Origin of the sequence: Galbibacter kalidii, from assembly GCF_026241135.1 — a bacterium.
GTDB lineage: Bacteria > Bacteroidota > Bacteroidia > Flavobacteriales > Flavobacteriaceae > Galbibacter.
This window is the reverse complement of record NZ_JAPFGA010000023.1, coordinates 1-19651: the sequence shown is the minus strand read 5'-3', so window position 1 is coordinate 19651 and position 19651 is coordinate 1. Positions and strand designations below refer to the sequence as shown.

General features: G+C 35.0%; 18 protein-coding genes. 6 read left to right on the top strand and 12 right to left on the bottom strand.

The genetic code is table 11. From position 1 onward, the window contains the following. Nucleotides 1–4 precede the first annotated feature (4 nt). A complete protein-coding gene (locus OOZ15_RS17945; RefSeq protein ID WP_265957830.1) occupies nucleotides 5–703 on the top strand; it encodes a LytR/AlgR family response regulator transcription factor in 699 nt (232 codons plus the stop codon). Between the two features lie 214 nt (nucleotides 704–917). Here the strand turns inward: OOZ15_RS17945 and OOZ15_RS17940 are convergent, their stop codons facing one another. From OOZ15_RS17940 to OOZ15_RS17930, 3 genes are read right to left on the bottom strand one after another with little or no spacing between them, the layout of a single operon-like run. After that, entirely contained in the window at nucleotides 918–2276 is a 1359-nt protein-coding gene (locus tag OOZ15_RS17940) for a hypothetical protein (protein WP_265957829.1), read from the bottom strand. An 8-nt stretch (nucleotides 2277–2284) separates the two neighbouring features. Further along, entirely contained in the window at nucleotides 2285–4471 is a 2187-nt protein-coding gene (locus OOZ15_RS17935) for a DGQHR domain-containing protein (protein WP_265957828.1), read from the bottom strand. Then, the gene (locus OOZ15_RS17930; RefSeq protein WP_265957827.1) at nucleotides 4464–5690 is read right to left on the bottom strand and encodes a DNA adenine methylase; all 1227 of its coding nucleotides are present in this window, start codon (nucleotides 5688–5690) and stop codon (nucleotides 4464–4466) included. The genes OOZ15_RS17935 and OOZ15_RS17930 overlap by 8 nt, the downstream gene beginning before the upstream one ends. Nucleotides 5691–6039: 349 nt before the next feature. On the opposite strand from OOZ15_RS17930, the gene OOZ15_RS17925 reads away from it, so the two are divergent. Beyond that, nucleotides 6040–6510, top strand: a complete 471-nt coding sequence (locus OOZ15_RS17925) for a hypothetical protein (protein ID WP_265957826.1) — start codon at nucleotides 6040–6042, stop codon at nucleotides 6508–6510. 547 nt (nucleotides 6511–7057) lie between these two features. Here the strand turns inward: OOZ15_RS17925 and OOZ15_RS17920 are convergent. From OOZ15_RS17920 to OOZ15_RS17900, 5 genes are all read right to left on the bottom strand, one after another. Beyond that, complete coding sequence (locus OOZ15_RS17920; protein ID WP_265957825.1) at nucleotides 7058–7816, bottom strand: phosphoribosyltransferase family protein; 759 nt, start codon at nucleotides 7814–7816, stop codon at nucleotides 7058–7060. Beyond that, nucleotides 7791–8180, bottom strand: a complete 390-nt coding sequence (locus tag OOZ15_RS17915; protein ID WP_265957824.1) for a hypothetical protein — start codon at nucleotides 8178–8180, stop codon at nucleotides 7791–7793. The genes OOZ15_RS17920 and OOZ15_RS17915 overlap by 26 nt, the downstream gene beginning before the upstream one ends. Then, nucleotides 8167–9621 (bottom strand): nicotinate phosphoribosyltransferase, encoded by a 1455-nt coding sequence (locus tag OOZ15_RS17910; RefSeq protein WP_265957823.1) that lies wholly within the window; start codon nucleotides 9619–9621, stop codon nucleotides 8167–8169. The genes OOZ15_RS17915 and OOZ15_RS17910 overlap by 14 nt, the downstream gene beginning before the upstream one ends. A gap of 107 nt (nucleotides 9622–9728) precedes the next feature. Beyond that, nucleotides 9729–10412, bottom strand: a complete 684-nt coding sequence (locus OOZ15_RS17905) for an NUDIX hydrolase (RefSeq protein ID WP_265957822.1) — start codon at nucleotides 10410–10412, stop codon at nucleotides 9729–9731. Nucleotides 10413–10624: 212 nt separating this feature from the next. Next, complete coding sequence (locus tag OOZ15_RS17900; RefSeq protein ID WP_265957821.1) at nucleotides 10625–12208, bottom strand: class I SAM-dependent methyltransferase; 1584 nt, start codon at nucleotides 12206–12208, stop codon at nucleotides 10625–10627. A 337-nt stretch (nucleotides 12209–12545) separates the two neighbouring features. Here OOZ15_RS17900 and OOZ15_RS20350 point away from each other — a divergent pair, with 337 nt between their 5' ends. Beyond that, the gene (locus tag OOZ15_RS20350) at nucleotides 12546–12707 is read left to right on the top strand and encodes a GIY-YIG nuclease family protein (protein ID WP_323670663.1); all 162 of its coding nucleotides are present in this window, start codon (nucleotides 12546–12548) and stop codon (nucleotides 12705–12707) included. A 446-nt stretch (nucleotides 12708–13153) separates the two neighbouring features. Next, nucleotides 13154–14227 carry a hypothetical protein gene (locus OOZ15_RS17895; protein ID WP_265957820.1) on the top strand — a complete coding sequence of 358 codons (1074 nt, stop codon included), beginning with the start codon at nucleotides 13154–13156 and terminating at the stop codon, nucleotides 14225–14227. Nucleotide 14228: 1 nt separating this feature from the next. Here OOZ15_RS17895 and OOZ15_RS17890 read toward each other — a convergent pair whose 3' ends face one another. Together OOZ15_RS17890 and OOZ15_RS17885 are read right to left on the bottom strand one after the other, a co-directional pair. Continuing rightward, the gene (locus OOZ15_RS17890; protein WP_265957819.1) at nucleotides 14229–14789 is read right to left on the bottom strand and encodes a DinB family protein; all 561 of its coding nucleotides are present in this window, start codon (nucleotides 14787–14789) and stop codon (nucleotides 14229–14231) included. A 30-nt stretch (nucleotides 14790–14819) separates the two neighbouring features. Then, nucleotides 14820–15146 (bottom strand): winged helix-turn-helix transcriptional regulator, encoded by a 327-nt coding sequence (locus OOZ15_RS17885; protein WP_265957818.1) that lies wholly within the window; start codon nucleotides 15144–15146, stop codon nucleotides 14820–14822. 123 nt (nucleotides 15147–15269) lie between these two features. Here OOZ15_RS17885 and OOZ15_RS17880 point away from each other — a divergent pair, with 123 nt between their 5' ends. Both OOZ15_RS17880 and OOZ15_RS17875 read left to right on the top strand, forming a co-directional pair. After that, the gene (locus OOZ15_RS17880) at nucleotides 15270–16082 is read left to right on the top strand and encodes an alpha/beta fold hydrolase (RefSeq protein ID WP_265957817.1); all 813 of its coding nucleotides are present in this window, start codon (nucleotides 15270–15272) and stop codon (nucleotides 16080–16082) included. 277 nt (nucleotides 16083–16359) lie between these two features. Then, on the top strand, nucleotides 16360–17625 hold the full coding sequence (locus OOZ15_RS17875; RefSeq protein WP_265957816.1) for an NAD(P)/FAD-dependent oxidoreductase: 1266 nt from the start codon (nucleotides 16360–16362) through the stop codon (nucleotides 17623–17625). A 60-nt stretch (nucleotides 17626–17685) separates the two neighbouring features. Here the strand turns inward: OOZ15_RS17875 and OOZ15_RS17870 are convergent, their stop codons facing one another. Both OOZ15_RS17870 and OOZ15_RS17865 read right to left on the bottom strand, forming a co-directional pair. Beyond that, a complete protein-coding gene (locus tag OOZ15_RS17870; RefSeq protein WP_265957815.1) occupies nucleotides 17686–18987 on the bottom strand; it encodes a glucuronyl esterase domain-containing protein in 1302 nt (433 codons plus the stop codon). Nucleotides 18988–19113: 126 nt separating this feature from the next. Further along, entirely contained in the window at nucleotides 19114–19494 is a 381-nt protein-coding gene (locus OOZ15_RS17865; protein ID WP_265957814.1) for a protein-disulfide reductase DsbD family protein, read from the bottom strand. Between the last annotated feature and the right edge of the window lie 157 nt (nucleotides 19495–19651).

Here is a 19651-nt window from a genome sequence, read left to right as displayed (position 1 = left end):
GGAGATGAACATTTTAATTGTTGAAGATGAATCAAGAATCGCCAAAAGAATCGAACGAATGACCCGTGATATTTTTGGCGATAGCTTACAATCGTTAAAGTATGCTAATACATTTCATGAAGCATTGAGGTTTATTGAAAATAACTCATTGGATCTTGTCCTCCTGGATTTAAACCTTAACGGTGACAGTGGCTTTGACCTGCTTACCACCGCAGTTTCTAAATCGTTTCATACGATAATTATTTCCGCCTATAAAGATCAGGCAATTACCGCTTTTGAATATGGAGTTTTAGATTTTGTCCCTAAACCTTTTAACAGAGACCGGTTGGAGCAAGCCTTACATCGAGCTATCACAAAAGAAAAAATAGAAACAAATACAGTTAAAATTTTAGCTGTAAAAAAGAGACACAAAGTACAGCTAATACCAATTGAAGATTTACTTTACATAAAAGGAGCTGGTGCTTATACTGAACTCTTTTTATCAAATGGAAAAAAAGAACTACATGATAAGTCACTCGAAAAACTGGAACAATTATTATCGTTTTCTTTTGAACGCATCCATAAATCATACTTAGTGAAGGTGTCTGAGATAAAGGAAATTATAGTAGAATCCGGAAGCAAATATATAGCCGAGCTAAAAAATGGAGAACGTATCCCTATTGGAAGAACGAAATACAAAGACATCAAAGCGAAGTGGTTTTAAAATACTTTTGATACAATCTTCAGAAACAAAACTTTTGTTGCTATGAAATAGCTTTAATTTAATGTCCCATAATATATAGATATGGCGCCTTTAGGTCTATATCGACAGTATTTATGTAACAGCCGTTTTACGACTTGGTTGTTATATATTCGTAAGTATAATTTGTCGATATATAAAAATAGCCGCTACCAAGCGCTCGATTGTTTTTATAAAATCAAATTGCAACTCCCCATAAACAAGCCCGATTTATTTGCTTAAAAAACAAAATATCATATGCATTATCTTTTAATATAGATGCTAAATCGTTTTGTTTAGGTACTAAATCAATCCTATCTTTAATATCATTAATATGAGCTTCAACATCGCTCCACAAATCTTCAAAATTTATTGGCATTGAACCTGCTTGCCAGAATCCGTTATCAACTCCATAATTTTCCCAAACAAAGCTTAATTCTGAATGGCTTATATCTGCATTTTTAAATATTTGAGAAGTATTACCGGAAGATATTCTAAGTAATAAAATTGACCTAGCAATTATTGATATTGGCGAAATTTCAAATTCAGATGCTTTATTAAAAATTAAATGATCATCTTCATAAGGTGCTTCTCCACTTAGGAATGATATTAATGGAGTATCGTGAAGACCTAAACCATCAAATGCATTTTCAATTAATTCTCTAATGGGCTCACTTGGATTTATATATTCGTATAATTTTTCATATAATTTTCGTAGTAAATATATGTCTAATAGATCAAAATTATTTCCCTGTGAAGGGCTTAATACATTCCAGAAGTCACTGATATTACTAATAATTTCTTCATAATCTAATTGATCGTTAAAATTCTTGATTCTCTGTGGTCTATAACTTGAAGTATTTCTGTTTTCACGATCATCCTTATAAGCTTTAATATCAAAACACCAATCTTTAAGCCAAGTTTTAATTATCTTATTATTTAAAATTATTGTAGCCTGAGGATGGAAAAATTCTGTTAATTGCTTAAAGTTGTGGCCTCTTACTTTAAAAATTTCAAGAATATTAGTATGAGGTCTAAAAGCAGAATCTGTCCACTTTTGCATTGCTTCCCATACAAATTTGTGTGTAGCACTTGGAGGTTGCACATATTTAATGTTCGGTGGATTTCCCTTGTAATAATTTGTAGGAAATTCTTTATTTGTATTTCGTGGAAAAACACCAATATGTTTATTATTGAATACTCCTATTCCTTCTGATGCTAAGATTGACATTGCACTTCTTAATTCTGCATAATAAGCTAAATGAATACTTGCGGCTTGATCTCCTCTTAAGAGTGCGTCTAATGAACAAGACAAATAACTCCATCCATCCATCATATGTGACATTGATGAAGCAGCCATAAATGAATTTATATCATTTTGTTTGATGGAATACGAATTTGTAGCATCGGCATGTTTCTTAACCGATTTAATGTTTTTTTCTAGAGGATTGTTTTTAGAAATTAATTTTTCTTGTGGCAAATAATATCTCTTAATATGCTTTGCTCCTTCAACAACCATATCTCTAGACGAGTTTCGTATAAATATACTTAGCTTCATTCAGATGGTTATTTTGAAATTTCATTAAGGATTATTGCATATTTTTTAATTTTCTCATTATTAGAGGATACAAATTGCTTTAAAAGATCCCTCCATACATCGCGATATCCACCACTGCCACGATATTTTTTTTGTATTTCTCTTTTATTTTCGTCATCAAATGGAGCATTTGAAGTTCTCCAATCAAACCGAACAATTTCTTGCGCAAAATATTGTATGTATGTATATAACGAATGGTTTTTGAATTCAGATATTGCTAAATCAATACTTTCTGTTTCAATTTGTCTTTCATCAATTTCTTCATTCCATTCTAAATCATTAAAATTAATATCCGACTCATTAGCTAGGACATAGAAAAAATCATTAGAAAACATAGAAATACCCGTAACTCCTTGATCTCGAGATAAATTAGAATTCTTTGTAACAAAAGCTTTACTTAGTTTTAATTCTCGTTCAAATAATGTTAATTGATAAGGTTCTTTCTCAAGGTTTTTAATCCACTCTATATTATCTGCATTGTCAACTGCTCTTGATATTTCATCCCATATTAAAATTAAAAACGCAGCTTGCTGTGGGCGAACCCATTTGATCTCCTCATGATTTTTATTATATAAGACATCTGCAAATAAGCCACTAACCTTCTTTCTAATAGATTTCTTTAAATATGTACTTGAAAGCGCACGTACAAAAGCATTTTGCGATATATTACTTGTGTCATTACCGAGCATGCTTATTCTTCTATGCCATGGGCTTTCATTATAAGACCAAAGTGCTTCAACTAATTCTTGAGCTCTTGTTTCTCGATAAACGGACAATCCATCTTTGGAATTCTCTAGCCATTCTTGTGTACGAAGCAATGGATATAAATCATAACCTAAACTAGTATTAATTTTTTTTGGCTTAATATTTATCACATAAAAAAGATAAGCCTGCCATGCTCTATCTAAATTATAATATGCTATTACTGGGACTTCATAATCTCCTTCTATTTCCTCAGTTTCATCAAAAGCCCATAAGCGATGTTGTCCATCTATTACTTCTATAGGTTTTAATTCAGGATCCCAATTTTCATCAAAAACTGTCTGAGGAAGATCCAGGAAGTTTTTTTTACCTTCTTCTTTTATTGAAATTAAGTCTTCAGACTGTATTTCTGAATTTCCTCTTTTTTCGTTTGGACCTAGAATATTTATGAGTATTGCTGTTGGAAGAAATCCTGGCATCTTTAGAACATCATTGCTTTCTAACTCTCTATCTTTTTTGCTTAAGGTTGACAAAGGAAAACCACTTTCTACATAACGATGAATTTCTTGAGTTCTATCTTCCTTTAATTCTCTTTGAATATTAGTGTTTTTAGATTTTGACTTAGATGATTTTCGTCTATGTACATCAGATAATCTTTTTAATAACCTAATATCCATTTTGAAGAAATAAAAATACTTCTCTGGTTTACTTCTCATTGGTTCATCATAATTAACCGAATCCCAATTTGCTAACCATTGATTAATCTTTATTAAATCAACTTTTGAATATTCTTCTATGAAATTTTTTAAGCTATAATTAATTTTTTTTATTTGAGTAATAGATTTTCCTTCAAGCCATTTTTTAAACTGAGATTTATTTAAGCTAAGCGCTTTGTGAAAATCATATGAATATGCAAGTTTAAAAAAGTTATCTTGAATTTCTTTTTCCTTATGACCTATTCGCTTAAGTCTCTCTTCTAATAAAGATTTGAAATGAGCTCCGATATTTTCAACTGCAAATATCCTGTCAAATCTATATGGTACTTCTGGCTTACGTCTAAAGCTATTTGAAGAAGCTCCTCCTTCTACTAAAGCACTTCTAAGATTAGTTTGATGTTTATCATTTTCTTCTATTAAAAATATGCCTTCCATATTCTCACCAGAGTACTTATTTGCAAAATCGGCAATGTTTTTATGATGTGTGAATATACCAGCTAATAAGGTGAATAGCTTTCTGTGATTAGGATAATTTCTCAATACCTCTATCCAATAATTGGGTAAGTCATCACTTAAATTTTTAATTCCAAGATAAGACTTTAATACAGAATCATTTATAGATTGTTCTCCCTTTAAATAGGATTCTAATTCGTCATTACCAATAATATTGATAACTTTTACTGCATCATATTTAGTCCAAGAAGTTTTTAACTTTTCTAAGTTTAAAGTTTTACTCATTTATTGGTGGTGTTGCAATTATTAAATATTCTTTAACTTCCCGAGATTTATCTTCTGATCTTCCCATAGTACTATGTTTGTAATCTACTTCTTTAGTATATATATTATAATCATTTCCCAAAGCGTTGTTTGCAATAGATAAAATATCATCTAAACTTATCATGCCAGTATTACTATAACTCAAAAGTAATTTTGATCTCTTTTCTCTTATCTTTTTAAACATTTCTCCAAATGCATTGACTACAGTTGTTTTTTTACAAAAGGGAGATTGATGTCTATCTGTACGATATCTGCCTTTAAATAAAACTTCAGGATAATCGTATCTTACAAGAGTTTCCAATGCATGGTAAAATCTTGAATAATGCACAAAAGTATATGGAGGATCTGCATATACTAGGGTACCATTTGGAATACTATCTAAACAATCAATATAATCAAGTGATGTTACTTGATGACTAAATGTATTTTTTCCTGTAGATTCAATTAATTCATTTAGTTTCTTTTGGAAATAAGGCAATATGTTTTTATTACGATAAACAATAATATCATCCATAGAGGCAATATTATTTGCATCTCTATATTGAGCATAATGCCCTGTACTTTGAGCACTATATGCCATTGCAAACATTATACTAGATAATATAGGATAATAAACAGGTGTATTTAGATATTCTTCAGCAGCAATTCTCAATGCATCTATCCAAAGACATTGCTCAAATGACCAATAAGTCCCTGAATAATTTTTTATAAATAAATGATGCTCAATGTCCTCAAAATTTTGAGATATTAATTCTTGCTGAAGCAGCTCTAAAGCATTAAATTCATTTAAAGTGATATCTTCATAATATTCAAAAACTAATCTAGGATATAATTCTTTAACATTGTCCACATGATTTTGAGCAATTTCTATGATATCATCTATGAGGTTTGGAAAATCATTCCAGTTATAATTTCCAAGGTAGGTATGAGCAAAAACAGCTGAATATTCCTGGATATCATTTGAATACATATTAACATTATGCCCTAAAGCTCCACTTAAAACAGATGTACCAGCAAATAAATCACATATTTCTTCTCCTTCATATATTTCATTAATTGAATTTGATAAAAACTCAATTAACTCTCTTTTTGAACCCATATATTTTATAATATGTGGGATTTCAGTTTTTAAATCTAAAAAATTCTGTTTGGCTATTTTTTGTTTTATAATTGTATTCATTAACTAATTTTACAAAATAATTTATTTTCTACTAAACATGTTAAATAGCATTCAAGAAGTGTGAATACCAGTTTTCAAATGTAATAATAGCTTATAAGAACATTAGTTCGTAAGTTATAAATTTATTAATAATTTTTAAACCAATAATTTAGTTTTATTTTCATCCCCCTCCCCTCCTACCATCACCCCTTATACACACATATCTTCTACATTGTTTTACACAAAAAACATACAGTAAAAAACCACTATAAAATTTTAATTTCTATAATGTTTTGTTAAAAATTGCTTTAAAACTATGATAAAACCATTATAACCTATAAATTAATGGCTTTAAATAAAACTTTATAGTATGAAAAACTTGATTACAAGCAAATTCACTGAAGCCGACAAGAAGGAATTAGTAGACGCTATTAAGAATATAGAGTCTATTATAAAAAGCAAAGTCACGGCGCTTAACGAAGAAGACCGACAAAAATATGGGTCTATCAACGAAATCAATAAACTCTTTGTCAACAAAGTGCATGATTTCCATTCAGAAAACCCGGATCTAAGTGCTCCTGATATTGATTGGGAGGATTTTGAGAAGGATTTTGAAACACGTCTGTTTTTGGAGAAGCAAATACAATCGCTCGGCAACATCGTTTATCAGTTGGAGAGCACAAAGACCCTGCACGACTATGACAATTACCAAGATGCTTTGGTGGATTATGGATACACGCAGTATAAAAAGAATGCTAAGGAAAGTGGTTTTACCAAAAAAGCTGCGGAATTAAAGCAATTCTTTGGCAAATCCAGCAAAGAAATCAAACGAGCGTCATAAGTCAGAATGGATTTCCGCATTCATCAGCCTTGATTCCTTCGGTTTCAAGGCTTTTTTTATGTCCCGATACGTTATGAGACGTATCCAGATACGTTGGGGGACCTATCCGGATACGTTATAGGACGTATCTGCCGTGGTTATTAACGTATCCAGATACGCTATTGAACGTATCTATCGGGGTTCTGAACCTATCCAGATACGTTAGTAGACGTATCCGTCGGGGTTATCAACGTGTCCAGATACGCTATTGGACGTATCTATCGGGGTTCTGAACCTATCCGGATACGTTAGTAGACGTATCCGTCGGGGTTCGGAACGTCTCCCGATACGTTATGGAACGTATCTGTCGGGTTTGTAAACGTCATGCTGAGGAGTCACCGGCATAGCCGGGACGACGTAAGCATCCGTTTAAACATTGTTCAAATTTTAATTAGGGACCTGTTGATTTTGGCAGTTAGATAATTTGTGACGGATGCTCACGTCGCTGCGCTCCTCAGCATAACGTCATTGATGAAGCAGATTCCTGTTCAAGCTTTTTATGCCTGTTTTATACCACCTCATATTGTGTAACGTAATCGTCATCAATATTTTTATAACTGTTTGTACAGTATATATGGTTGATGGTTTCTTTTAATTCATCAAAACCATAATTAAATTGTGCATGCGTCACATATAAAAACACTTTTTCAGCTCCTTGCTTTTTTAATTCTTCAGCAAGAAATTTAAAAGTTCTACCACCATCTGCTAAATCGTCTACAATTAAACACTTTTTATTTTTTACATCACCTTGTATTTTGATAAGCGGAGCTCCGTTTACCCTTATTTTATTTGATGGTACTAAATCCGCATCTAATTTTTCTGCAATTTCGTGTGTCGTTTTATAAGCTCCTGCATCTGGACTTATTAAAGTCGGGGTGCCAATTTCGTTATAGGCTTTTTTTACATATTCAAAATTCTTTAATTCAACAGCATTATTGATTAAAGCTAAAGTTATTGGACTATGCGGATGTAATATTTCTACTTTATCAAAATTTAAGGAGTTGATAAAATTCGCTATTACTTTTAAGTCAAATGATTCTTGAGCATTAAAACGTCTATCAGAACGTTGCCCGATTAAACAATAGATGGTTAAAATAGCAACGGTATTCTTTTTTGTGGAGTTTTCTGCATCCCAGGCTTCTTTTACTGCTGCTATTCTAAATAAATCTTCATAAGTATTCCCTCTAATCTTAATATGTAAATCTCCCGGTTCTGTTATTTTTGCAGAAACTTGTCCGTCTTTAAATTTCTTTATTTGATATTTCATCTGTAAGTTTTTTTAAATTTTGATACGATTCTTTTAGGCCTGCCCTATCATCTAATAGTATATTATAATATGGCTTTCTTGTCTTCATTAAGGGGTTCTCATTGATTAAATCAAAAGGAATCCCCCGCCTTTTTAAATCTTCTTTTATAATTTCTAATTTTTCTCCTTCATTACCAGTAAATAGTATTAAAGTGAAATTGAGAGATTTGCAAACGCGTAATAAATCAATTATCCTGTCATAGTTAATCCCTCGATTATGATAATCAAAAACTGTATTATCATAATCATAAGCCACAAAAAGACTTTTGTGCTCTTGATAGTCTTCTTTTAATCTTTTGTAAAAATCAAAATTAAATACATCCATTGATTCTATTTCTTATTTCTTGTAAGCTAACCTGGTTAACAAATTGACCGTTTTCATAAATCACTTGTAAAGCCCCTTCATTTTCTTGTTCAGGACTTACTTGGTCTATAAGAACATATTCATCGCCAATTAAATCTACTTTTATTAATCCCTTAGCAGATTTTTTTACACCATTATCTGTAATCGGATCTTTAAAAATTTCCCTTCGTTCTCCATTTACTACAACTGAAGTTGCTTTCATTGCAAACCCAAAAGTATCCCTTGTGTTGAATTGATATGTATACGAACCTATACCCAGAACCACATTGGTAGTTGCAAAGCCTTTATCGCTTAAACGTTGACAAATATTTTCCGCTCTTTCAGTAGTTATACTATCGCCATAAATGGCGCCAATATGAGTGTCTAAAACTTTATATCCTTGTTCATTTATAGTTCCTCCGAAAATATCCCAAAGTAGCTCCACTACTCCTTTATCTTTAGGTGTTTTACCGCCAAGGGTTCTGGTTTCCCCACAGATAATATCTACAGGGTCTCCACTATCCGGGCGGATGACCAGCTTCCCATCCCTGGATAAAACTTCTTCTTTTAATTTTGGCAGGTAAACCGTAAGTACTTTCCATAAATCCCAAGTATCACTTACAACTGATAATATTCCTGTTGGATACATTTTCATCAGTTCCCTAAACGTACCAATTTCATCATCTTTAGTTCCTGCACACATTACAGAGTGTTCTGTTGCGTTTACAGAACCCACTACAAATTCTTTAGCATTATAATATTTACGCAACCCACTAATAACGGGAAGTGTATCTGAACCTAAAAAAACGCTTGCGTGTCCCATTCCAGAAGATAAAGCGCTCTGTAGGCCTCCCATCCCCCGCATTGAAAAATCGTGTCCTTGAAAATCAATAAAGCCTACATTTTCGCTATCGGTTAACAGTGCCCATTTTTTAAATATACGCTTATACAGCATTGCTATTGTAGCAGATGTCATAGGTTGCCATAACATGGTAGACAATATGGTCTCCAAAAAATTTGTAACCCAATAAAAATCTTTATGGGTATTTACAACGGTGACCATTGGCGTTCTGATCGGCACCTCTACTCCTTCCGGTAATGATTTAACTTTTATCGGGAGGTATTGTAAATCATGTAATTGTTCATAATGTGAAACATTGTATTCTCCTCCAAGATATAGGGAAAGCTCTTCTTTGATTTCTTTACAGACTTGTTCTTTATTTTTTGAAAAGAAATGCTCTTTAAAATAGTCATCCAGCCATTTAATCACATATTGCTGACCAAAAGAAACAACTTTATCACATCCTTTAGGTGCATATTTATTACTTCTGGGAGTCCAATTAGAATATACTTCTTCTGTGTTCTTTGGATACTGCTGTTGGTGTCCGGTTTTATATCCGTCTGTTAATAATAATCCGTTCATAATAATGGTAGTTTTAATTTGTGTAATTATAACGCAAATATATGTAGCAATTTAATACCGAACAAGGTTTTTGTGTTATTTTTACGCAAAAAATAAAATTAATGGGATTATATTTCAAAAACGATACCCTCTTTCTTAAGCTGGAAGTATCGTTTTTGATTAAATTGAAAGAGATTTGCTGGTCTGCCGGAGCCTTTTGATACTTTTTCATCCAGCTCATCTAATACATTTAATCTAACAATTTTCTTTCTGAAGTTTCGTCTATCAATTTCCCTTCCTAAAAGTGTAGTGTATAGTTTTTCTAAATCTGAAAAAGGAAATTTTTTATCAAGCAATTCAAAACCAATGGGCTCATATGTTATTTTACCTTTTAATCGATTAATGGCAGTGTTTAAGATTTTGTGATGGTCAAAGGCGATATCTGGTATTTCTTTTACATTATACCAAGCAACGTCAGAAGCATCTGTACTGGCATTGATCTCAAAAGCATCTGGTTTTACAAGCCCGTAATAAGCTACGGATACAACCCTGTTTCGGGGATCCCTTGCCACATCTCCAAAAGTGTACAATTGCTCTAAATAATTAATAGAAACATTGGTTTCTTCCTTAAGTTCACGCTGCACCGCTTCCTCCAGGTTTTCATTATCTTTCACCAACCCACCGGGTAAGGCCCATGAGTTTTTAAATGGTGTGCTTTTTCGTTTTATGAGTAATACAGATAGTCCTTCATCAGGAGTATAACCAAAAACCACGGCATCTACAGATACTTTTATATTTTGAATTGCTCCCATTTTGTAAAAATAGTGATTTATGTATTTTATACACAAAAAAATTCTTGAAACCGACTAGAGGGTGTCTAAAAAGACTGTTTTTACACAAATTGTCTTCGACAGGCTCAGACTGACAATTTGATTTTCATTACATTACACTTCGACTGTGCTTTGACAGGCCTGCCTGACGGTAGGCAGGCTCAGCATGACATTGCATAGTGTCATTCTTTAGATTAAACTTTTCTGGCTATAATCAAAGCATTAGTATAAGGGGATTCCAAGGGCCTTAATGTAGTATCAAATAATTGCACCTTATTCTTAAAGCGATTCTCTTCAATCCATGGGTTGGTATATGCCCGGGTATTTTCATCAACTTGAAACCCTGCTTTATCCAATTCTTTTTTCCAATCTTCAAGACTCCAAAAGCAAAACCGTTCATGCATTTCGCTCAACCAATTATCCGTATAATCTTTTGTAAGCATAAACTCGGTAGCATCCTTAAGTTTTATACTGATGTAATCCTTATCATTGAATGTTTTAATGCTATAAGATATCGTGTCATGTTCTTCTTTACGAAAATCGGAAGCAAACCGCAGAAAGCGTGTAAAAGTGGACATCCTGTCCAGATAATCTTTGAAAGCTTCTTTTGTTGTGCACTTTTTGTAGGGGTCTTCATTTTCCCCATCTTCTTTATTTAACAGCATAAGAACTTCCCGTTCCCCGTTTTCCGGTCCAATAACATCCCTGTTGATCCATACACCACCAGATATAAGCTCTTCACATCTGTTTTTGATAAATCTTAAAAGATCCTCCCGATCCCCATACGATTCTATTTCATGGGTTAATGAAGAGGTATGAATAGTATGCATGGATTCTTTTTCAAAAACCAAATCGCTTACCGCATTTTTTTGTGAGAAGAAAACGTTAGGGTTACTAAATTCACCATTGTGTTTTCGTTGGTTACATATATCGAATAATTGCCGGGCTACTTCAATACCATAAAAATCGCTTTCCCTGAGTTTTGGGTTCTCGCTGGCCTGTTTGATCCACGACCCTACCGCACAACCAATATCCCCTACCCTTCCGGGAATAATGTAGGGACTGGTTTCTTTGTATTTAATTTCGGCAATTTCATCCATCTGCCTAACATACGTGTTGTAATCCCTGGATGCTGTAATGTCGCCATCATCCCCTATTATCGGATCGGAAAGTATATTCCTTACCTTTTGGTATAATGAGTAGGTCGTCCATATTTTACGACTGGAATGGTGTATTGTTCCTGAAAGGTTTTTATCATCCAAACCGTTGTCATTATTAACGATTTGATCTACAACTTCCCAAGGTAAATTAGTTTGATATTCCCATGTCTTAATATCAATTAACTCTGCGGGTAAAATTGTAAACCCCAGTTTTTGGTACATATGGAGAACAGGAGTTGAGCAGACTACAAAGGTATTGTCCGGAGTCAGGTTAATATTGTATTCGCTTTGATGCTTGATCTGTTTTAAAGTATAAGATGCAAAATCGTTCAAAATTCCCACATCATCTATACCGTATACATATGACGGCACATCAAATTCACTACAAAATTCATGTACCATCATGGCCCTTAAGTAAAATGGAATGGGGTTTCTTTTAGTGCCACTATGATTAGCCGAAGTCACAGCAAAAATAATTCCGTCTATAGGCTGTTTATCAGAAATAATATTGCCTTCTACATTCTTTATATTTTTAAAACCTGTGTTGATTAGATTTTTAATGTATTCAAATTGAAACGCAGTGAGTAAGTGATGGCGTCCCGGAAATAAAATGTACATAAATTAGAAAAAGTTTAAATCAGTTCTATAGCCAAAAGTACATTTTTTAACTCTAAAATTAATAGCGTCCTAAACGCTTTTGGAAAAAACCACTCAACCCCATATTTTATAAATACTTCCAGCATATCAAGATGGCATGGGTTTAATTTTTAGACCGCTGACATATGACTTCAAGACGTATGACATACGATTTATATTTATTATTATATCAACGTGTTAGATGTTGAAGATCATAAGTCTTAAGTCTTAAGTCCTACAGTCCTACGTCAAAAAAATATTTTGGACATTATTGGTCTAAAATATAATCCTTTGAGGGGCATTCATTAAGCAGGTTGTTATGTATGTAAATACTTTTTCATACATAACAACAAATAAAAACAACACAGCCTTATACACAGGAATGACTTCAGATATTGTCAAGCGGATACATCAATATAAAACTAAACACTACTACTGTCACCTCGAGCATTATCGAGATTCAAAATATATTTTGAAATGAACCGGAAAAAATTTTAAATACGGGATTCTCGTATTAACCTTTTGGACAAATTGCAGGAATTTGCCCTTTTTACCGCTAAATACAAATAAGTGTTTCTAATACCGTAAAAAATCCAAGTCTTATTTTTGACAGAATTTTCTTATAAAAAACTAAGAGTAAATCCTGTTTATTTTTGTATTTAAGAGTATGTTTCCCCTTATCAACCCCAAGGTTAAGCCATAGATAAGCCTATACATGTACTAAAACAGTGTTTTTTTATGCAAAAAAAATCCGTAGTTCTGGAAACCTGTATAAACATTAGGCAACACTTCTATGTATTCAGAAATAAAAAATCATAGCGTAAAATTTTTAAAATGTGTAACATCGCTAAATAATAAATGTCCTTTTATATAAGTAATAACCGAACTCTGGTTAATAACATTTTAAAAACGGTATTTATTTAAATAATGAAAAAGCGGACAATATTATTTTTGATTACAATTTTGTTAGGATCAGCGAGTATTTCTTACTCGCAAACATCTCAGGTTGACAGCATAGACTATAAAATGGTCAATGCCATGGGGTTAAAAGCAGATATAAACCCAATAATAACCTATCTTGATACACTAAACCCTGTTTCAGATAAAGACATTAGGTTTAAAAACGATTTTTTAGCTCGTTTTAAATATAAAACAGAAGGGATATCCTTGTCGGAAGGAATAGATGCCGAGACTGTTTTATTGTATGAAATATTTCAAAATTATTGGACGGACGGAATGCTGAACCCTGAAAAAAACTACGACAGCATCTTTAAAAAGAGAATCATAAAGTATTTTTCTTTTTTAAATAAAAACCATCATTTATCCAAAGATTCAATAACCGATAAAAATTTGGACCGTGTTTATAAAACCTTTTTTGAAAACAAAGGTTTGCATGTTGTCGATTTTGGTAAAACAGGTAAATTTTATGATTTGTTGGTTTGGAAAACGGAAGAACTTGAAGAAACTTCTGTTCAATTGATTGACACCACAGTAACTGTGCCTGTCCACTATATGGACGACTTTGTTTCCCTGGGCTGGCTGGAGTATGTGAGGATGGGCAATTACTATCCGGGCGGTTGGGCAACCGAAGATGAAGGCCTCTTTTGTGTAACTAAAGGTTATGATTTAAGCTCAGAAAAATTCCGGGTTATTTTTTTAAAACACGAAGCGCAACATTATGCTGACAGGGTGAGATTTAAAAAAATGCCTCCTCCTGCGCACAAATTGGAATTCAGATCAAAACTAATGGAGTTGCATTATGGTGACAAAATGCTTTTCCCAAGATTGGAAAAATTTATACAAGCTGCTAAAAACGACCCTTCCAATGCACATCCATATGCGAATTACAACCTGATCAAAATCTTGTCCAAAAAAATATTTGATGAGGATTATGTAGATGATTTTTCACGCTGGCAGAAAATTCCAAAAGAAAAGATTCAAGAAACTGCAAGAATCATCTATTTGGAAGATACCGAACAGATAAAAAAGCAATGGGACTAGCTTAGTACTTTTCTTTTATCACCTTGGTATGGTTTAATTCGTGTCCAGCGATATGGTAAGCCAAAGCGCGAACTGTTCTTTTGAGGGCTGTGCCGTCTATATCAACTCCGCTTCCACTCCTCATAAGGGATTCTTCGGGGAGGTTTTGGAATAACAACAGGGTGGATAAGCGAACACTCCAGTATTCTTCAAAAATATTGTCCAGGCTTCGCTCATTGGCATTTGAATAGGTCGCATAATCATCTTGTTCAAAACCATGCACAGGTGTACTGTCGTTTCTTGCATTGCGCAATGCACGGTATGCAAATATCCTTTCGTCATCGATATTGTGAACTAGAATTTCCTTAATGGTCCACTTCCCTTCTGCATACCTGTAAGTCAGTTTATCTTCCGGTAGGGAGTATATCAATTCTTTCAGCTTAAAAAAATTGTCGTGTAATTCTTGCAATATATCCGTGTCTGTTTTTATCAAATCGAAATAATGCTGGGAATAAGCGGGGTATTCTTCCTTTTGGGGTCTATTAATTTTCCTGAATTGGATTGTTAGCCGGTTTTCTTGCATAATAAATGTTTATTGGTTTTCCTTCAGTTTTCACTTAAAATTTTTGGCCCATTCCCTGGCCCATAATCCCAAAGGATTTAGCATATTATAAAGCTCCTCCCCTTGTGCAGTAAGTGCATAGCCTTCAATTGTTCGTTCGATAAAACCCGCTTTGGTGAGTTCCTTAAGCCGTTTGTTGAGGGTTGTTGGAGAAATAGTCTCACAATATTCCTGTAGTTTTCTGAATGTACTTGGCCCTGCACTAAGATGCCAAATAACGCCCATAGCCCAGCTCCTTCCCAATAAGTCGAAAAGCGCCATAATGGGTTGTCCTGATTTGGAACCTCTGACAGGTTGTCCCGGTGTTGGAAATTTCATTGCTATCATATTTATAGCAAAACTACATAAAGTGTAGCAATTAAAAAAATAAAAAGCAAGTTTCGGGTTTTCTTCGCCCGCTATCATTTCCATCTTTGCTGATATATTTTAAATACAGAAATCATGAGAAATTTAATAATAGTCTTCCTTTTGCTCACTACATCTATGTCATCAGCACTAGGTTATGAAAACAATGATATAATGAACGAGAAAAAGACCTTTGTACTCATACACGGATCATGGCACAGTGCTTGGAACTGGTTTAGGGTAACACCCTTGTTGGAAAAACAAGGTCATCGTGTGATAGCACCCGATTTACCTGGAATGGGAAGGGATAAGACCCCGGTTAAAGAAGTAAGGTTTGAAAAGACAGTCCAAAAAATATGCGATTTGATCGATACTGTTCCCGGAAAGGTGATTTTGGTGGGACACAGTAAAAATGGAGTGTTAATTTCCCAAATAGCAGAATACCGCCCTGAAAAAATAGAAAAACTGGTTTATCTGGCTGCGGTATTGGTTCCTAATGGAAAATCGGCTTTGGACTTGTTTAAATTGGACAAAGAGGAAGTTTTAGGACCTTATATTACTTATCATCCCAAAAGCAACTCGTCCACTTTAAGTCCGGAGATATATAAAAAAGGACTGTATCATGACTGCGATGACGAAATTACTGAAATGGCAAAAATAATATTAAGCCATGAGCCTCGACAAACCGCAACGACTAAAATTTCCATAACAGATAAAAATTACGGAAGCGTCCCCCGATATTATATTGAGTGTACAGAAGATCGTGCCATTACTCCTGTTTTGCAACAAAAAATGTATAGGGATATGCCGTGTAAAGAAGTGTATAAAATAGCGACCAGTCACTCCCCTTTCTTTAGCAAACCACAAGAACTTGTAGATATTCTTTTGAAAATTGCATATAAAGGATAGCAAAACTGTGGTTAGGGAATAAAGCCGTTATCAGAAAGTTTATTCGGGATAACGGTTTTTTCATTTTAATCCCACTAAGTGGGTTTAACCTGACTGCCGTCAGGCAAGTTTCCCCGATGCTCTGCATCGAAATGGGTTAAGGTTCGTTCATTTGATTACCTCGTAGGCTTTCCCGAGGTAGTTGATTAATATTAAATAGCCCATATTTCTTAATACAGTTTAAGAAATAACTTCCATAAAGGCTTTATCTTTGTATAGCTATAAATAATTTTGATAAATGGAAAAGAAAACAATAGTCGTTGTGGGCGGTGGTTTTGCCGGTTTGGAATTCATTAAAAGATTAAACAAAGCTGATCAATACAAATTGATTTTGGTGGACATCAATAATTACAATTTCTTCCCACCACTGATATATCAAGTGGCTACGGGATTTATGGAACCTTCTGCGATAAGCTATCCGTTTCGTAAAATATTAAAAACCAAAAAGAATGTCGGTTTCAGGCTCGGTGCATTGGAAAAAGTGGTGCCTTCCCAAAACAAGATCATTTTGAACAATGGTGAATTAAGCTACGATATACTGGTCATGGCAACAGGGACCGAAACCAATTTCTTCGGCAATAAAAATATCGAGGAGAAAAGCTTGCCCATGAAAACCATAAGCGATGCCTTGTCGTTAAGAAATGTTATTTTCACCCGACTGGACCGCGCGACCCGCTTTAATGACACACAACAACGCAAAAGGCTACTCACCTTTGTCATTGCCGGAGCAGGCCCTACCGGTGTGGAGCTATCGGGTATTTTTGCGGAAATGAGAGCTAATATCTTAAGACAGGATTACCCTGAATTAAGGGATGAGGACTTAGGGGATATCTTTTTGATTGACGGACAGTCCACTGTGCTGAACGCCATGTCTGAAAACTCACAAAAATATACCCATAAAAAGCTACGTGAATTAGGAGTAAAAATAAAACTGAACACCTTAGTAAATGATTTTAAGGACGAAACCGTGTATTTGTCTGATGACACCGAAATCCAAACCAAGAATTTAATATGGGCAGCCGGGGTTTCTGCAAAGACTTTTGATGGATTTTCGGAAGAAAGTCTCGGACAAGGAAAAAGATTGAAAACCAATGCCTACAATTTAGTTGACGGGTATGAAAACATCTATGCGCTCGGTGATTGCGCCTTGGTCAGCGGTGATGAAAACTATCCCCACGGCCATCCGCAGTTGGCACAAGCAGCTTTACAGCAAGCAAAGAATTTAGCGGATAATTTAGGTTCAGACAGCGAAAATTGGAAATCGTTCAAGTATAAAGATTTGGGCGCTTTGGCTATTATCGGGAGAAACAAAGCGGTTATGGACGCTCCAAAGCACAAATACTTTGTCAAAGGCTTCCTTGCTTGGCTGATCTGGATTTTAGTGCATATCATGGGATTGATCAACTTTAAGAACAAACTAAGAACCCTGTACAACTGGATCGGGTATTATATCTATAAAGACCAGTCCTTTAGGATGATTATTAAACCACGGGAACGGAAGTGATCTGGTCTTCCATCACATATTTTCCACTGGGGTCTTACTCAAAATACCTGAAAGCAAAAGCTATAAAATAAGGCCAGTTAGGCCCGGTGGTATGTCCGCCCTCATGTTGTCTAAAGGCGATATCACCGTCTGACAGGTTGGTTTCCTGTGGCGGGAATTCTGAAGTCTGAAGTCCTTTTTTACCCAGTAATTCATACACCGGACTTGCATAAGCACCGCCAAAAACATTCCTTTGGCATCGACCCACTGTCCTTCTACTGCTGCCGAACCGGAACTGATAAAGACCGGTCTTGGGGCACATAAGGCTACCAGTTCATGGGCATCTACAGGGAGATCGTTTACCGTTAGCGCACTGGCATATTTGATAAAATTCCCGGCAAACCAATGATATTCTGCGGATGATGCTAAATTCTCTACCTGTTCGCCGAAGATGTGTCGTAAAATCTTTGTTCCTCCGGCACCGGACGATCCTATAAATCCTACTGCAAAACGCGAATCGTAGGCCATGGTCACTATCGCAGCCTTTCCATAACGGGAAAGTCCTTCTATGGCCACTTTGGTTTCGTCTATTTCCAGGTTGGTTTTAAAATAATCCATCAACTTTCCTGCGCCCCATGCCCAGGCACGCAAGGTGCCCCAATTATCCGGTTTACGGCGTTGTCCTTTGTTTGTGAGTCCAATTATTCCTTGTGTTAGTCCGGCTCCGTTATCCGCTTGAAAGCTGTTGGGGATGATAATGGCAAATCCCCAGCCTTTTTTTAAGAGTTGTTCCCTCCAGCTGGGACCATCGGGCTGCGGACCAAAACCTTTAAACTTTCTCCAATCCCAGCCAAATTCCATCACCGCCGGGATTGGTGTCTCGATATTTAGAGGGATCCCCAGAACTACCTGTATGTTTACTTCAATATCAGGATAAGCACTGTTGTCTACCCTGCCCACAAGTTCACGGAGTTTCATGGACGCCTCCCCCTCTACTGTATCTTTTTCGCTTACCACTTCCCATGTGACCTCAGGGAGATTCTCCGGAAGTCTTCCATAAACCTCGCGGTCGAACAGTTCAAACAACTCTGCTCTCCTATTTTCCCAATCGTCCGGGGTTTTTACGAATGTACCATCATTAAACACAAGCGGATTGGGCAAGCTGTCATATTGCTTGGCTTTAGACTCGTCGGTATTGGCAGCATTAGGAGCCTCAGGATCTCCAGAGGGGCCCGGACGCATTTCAGTGATTCCAAGCTGTTTCATCATATGTTGATGGTCTTCCCTATTCAGTTTATTGATGCTGTCCCAATATGCCTGGTTAAATTGTCCATAGCAATTAACAACAGCCAATAGACCGATAAAAAGCGTTGTGGTTTTCATGAGTGTGGTTGGTTTTAGAAAGATACAATTAGTGGTATTCAGGAATAAAGATATTAATTTTTAGTGGTTGTGCAATCGATTCCGTCACGCTATACCATGTCCCCTTTTTAGGAGTAAAATAAAGACTTATTTCAACCGTACCTGAACGGGTAATGTCCTTGGGAAATAGCATTTCACCGAATCACAGGCCTGATAAAACAAGTAGCCTTTCAATATAGTTTTGTCTTTAACTATCTGTCTTGGGAGTTGAAGACTGACCTTGAAATGTTCTGATATAACTTGAAAGGATTCCCCATCTTCAAAAGACCATTGGTGGGGTGTAAACTGAAATTCCTGTGACAGAGGTTCAATCTCTTTGTCGAGGGTGAAAGTAGTAAACAAATATGACGTTTTATCCTGATCATCGGTCTGGATATGATAGCCTTCTTCGATGAAAAAAGGAAGCGTCAACTGTAAATCACTGGAAGCTAAGGATACAACAGTCACTTCATTTTTGTTGAAATTCACAAAATGAATGTCGTTTGTTTTGTTCTTGTCTGCTTTACAGGCTATTATTAAAAAAAATGCTAGAGGTCAGTAGTTAGTTACTTATCAATTTCGATTGATATACAACATCACTATTGACCATTTTGGTAATAAGGTTATTAAATATTGTTTCCTTGCT

Coding starts and splice junctions, on each gene's coding strand:
- OOZ15_RS17945 (WP_265957830.1), top strand. CDS start 5: ATGAACATTTTAATTGTTGAAGATGAATCAAGAATCGCCAAAAGAATC.
- OOZ15_RS17940 (WP_265957829.1), bottom strand. CDS start 2,276: ATGAAGCTAAGTATATTTATACGAAACTCGTCTAGAGATATGGTTGTT.
- OOZ15_RS17935 (WP_265957828.1), bottom strand. CDS start 4,471: ATGAGTAAAACTTTAAACTTAGAAAAGTTAAAAACTTCTTGGACTAAA.
- OOZ15_RS17930 (WP_265957827.1), bottom strand. CDS start 5,690: ATGAATACAATTATAAAACAAAAAATAGCCAAACAGAATTTTTTAGAT.
- OOZ15_RS17925 (WP_265957826.1), top strand. CDS start 6,040: ATGAAAAACTTGATTACAAGCAAATTCACTGAAGCCGACAAGAAGGAA.
- OOZ15_RS17920 (WP_265957825.1), bottom strand. CDS start 7,816: ATGAAATATCAAATAAAGAAATTTAAAGACGGACAAGTTTCTGCAAAA.
- OOZ15_RS17915 (WP_265957824.1), bottom strand. CDS start 8,180: ATGGATGTATTTAATTTTGATTTTTACAAAAGATTAAAAGAAGACTAT.
- OOZ15_RS17910 (WP_265957823.1), bottom strand. CDS start 9,621: ATGAACGGATTATTATTAACAGACGGATATAAAACCGGACACCAACAG.
- OOZ15_RS17905 (WP_265957822.1), bottom strand. CDS start 10,412: ATGGGAGCAATTCAAAATATAAAAGTATCTGTAGATGCCGTGGTTTTT.
- OOZ15_RS17900 (WP_265957821.1), bottom strand. CDS start 12,208: ATGTACATTTTATTTCCGGGACGCCATCACTTACTCACTGCGTTTCAA.
- OOZ15_RS20350 (WP_323670663.1), top strand. CDS start 12,546: ATGTATGTAAATACTTTTTCATACATAACAACAAATAAAAACAACACA.
- OOZ15_RS17895 (WP_265957820.1), top strand. CDS start 13,154: ATGAAAAAGCGGACAATATTATTTTTGATTACAATTTTGTTAGGATCA.
- OOZ15_RS17890 (WP_265957819.1), bottom strand. CDS start 14,789: ATGCAAGAAAACCGGCTAACAATCCAATTCAGGAAAATTAATAGACCC.
- OOZ15_RS17885 (WP_265957818.1), bottom strand. CDS start 15,146: ATGAAATTTCCAACACCGGGACAACCTGTCAGAGGTTCCAAATCAGGA.
- OOZ15_RS17880 (WP_265957817.1), top strand. CDS start 15,270: ATGAGAAATTTAATAATAGTCTTCCTTTTGCTCACTACATCTATGTCA.
- OOZ15_RS17875 (WP_265957816.1), top strand. CDS start 16,360: ATGGAAAAGAAAACAATAGTCGTTGTGGGCGGTGGTTTTGCCGGTTTG.
- OOZ15_RS17870 (WP_265957815.1), bottom strand. CDS start 18,987: ATGAAAACCACAACGCTTTTTATCGGTCTATTGGCTGTTGTTAATTGC.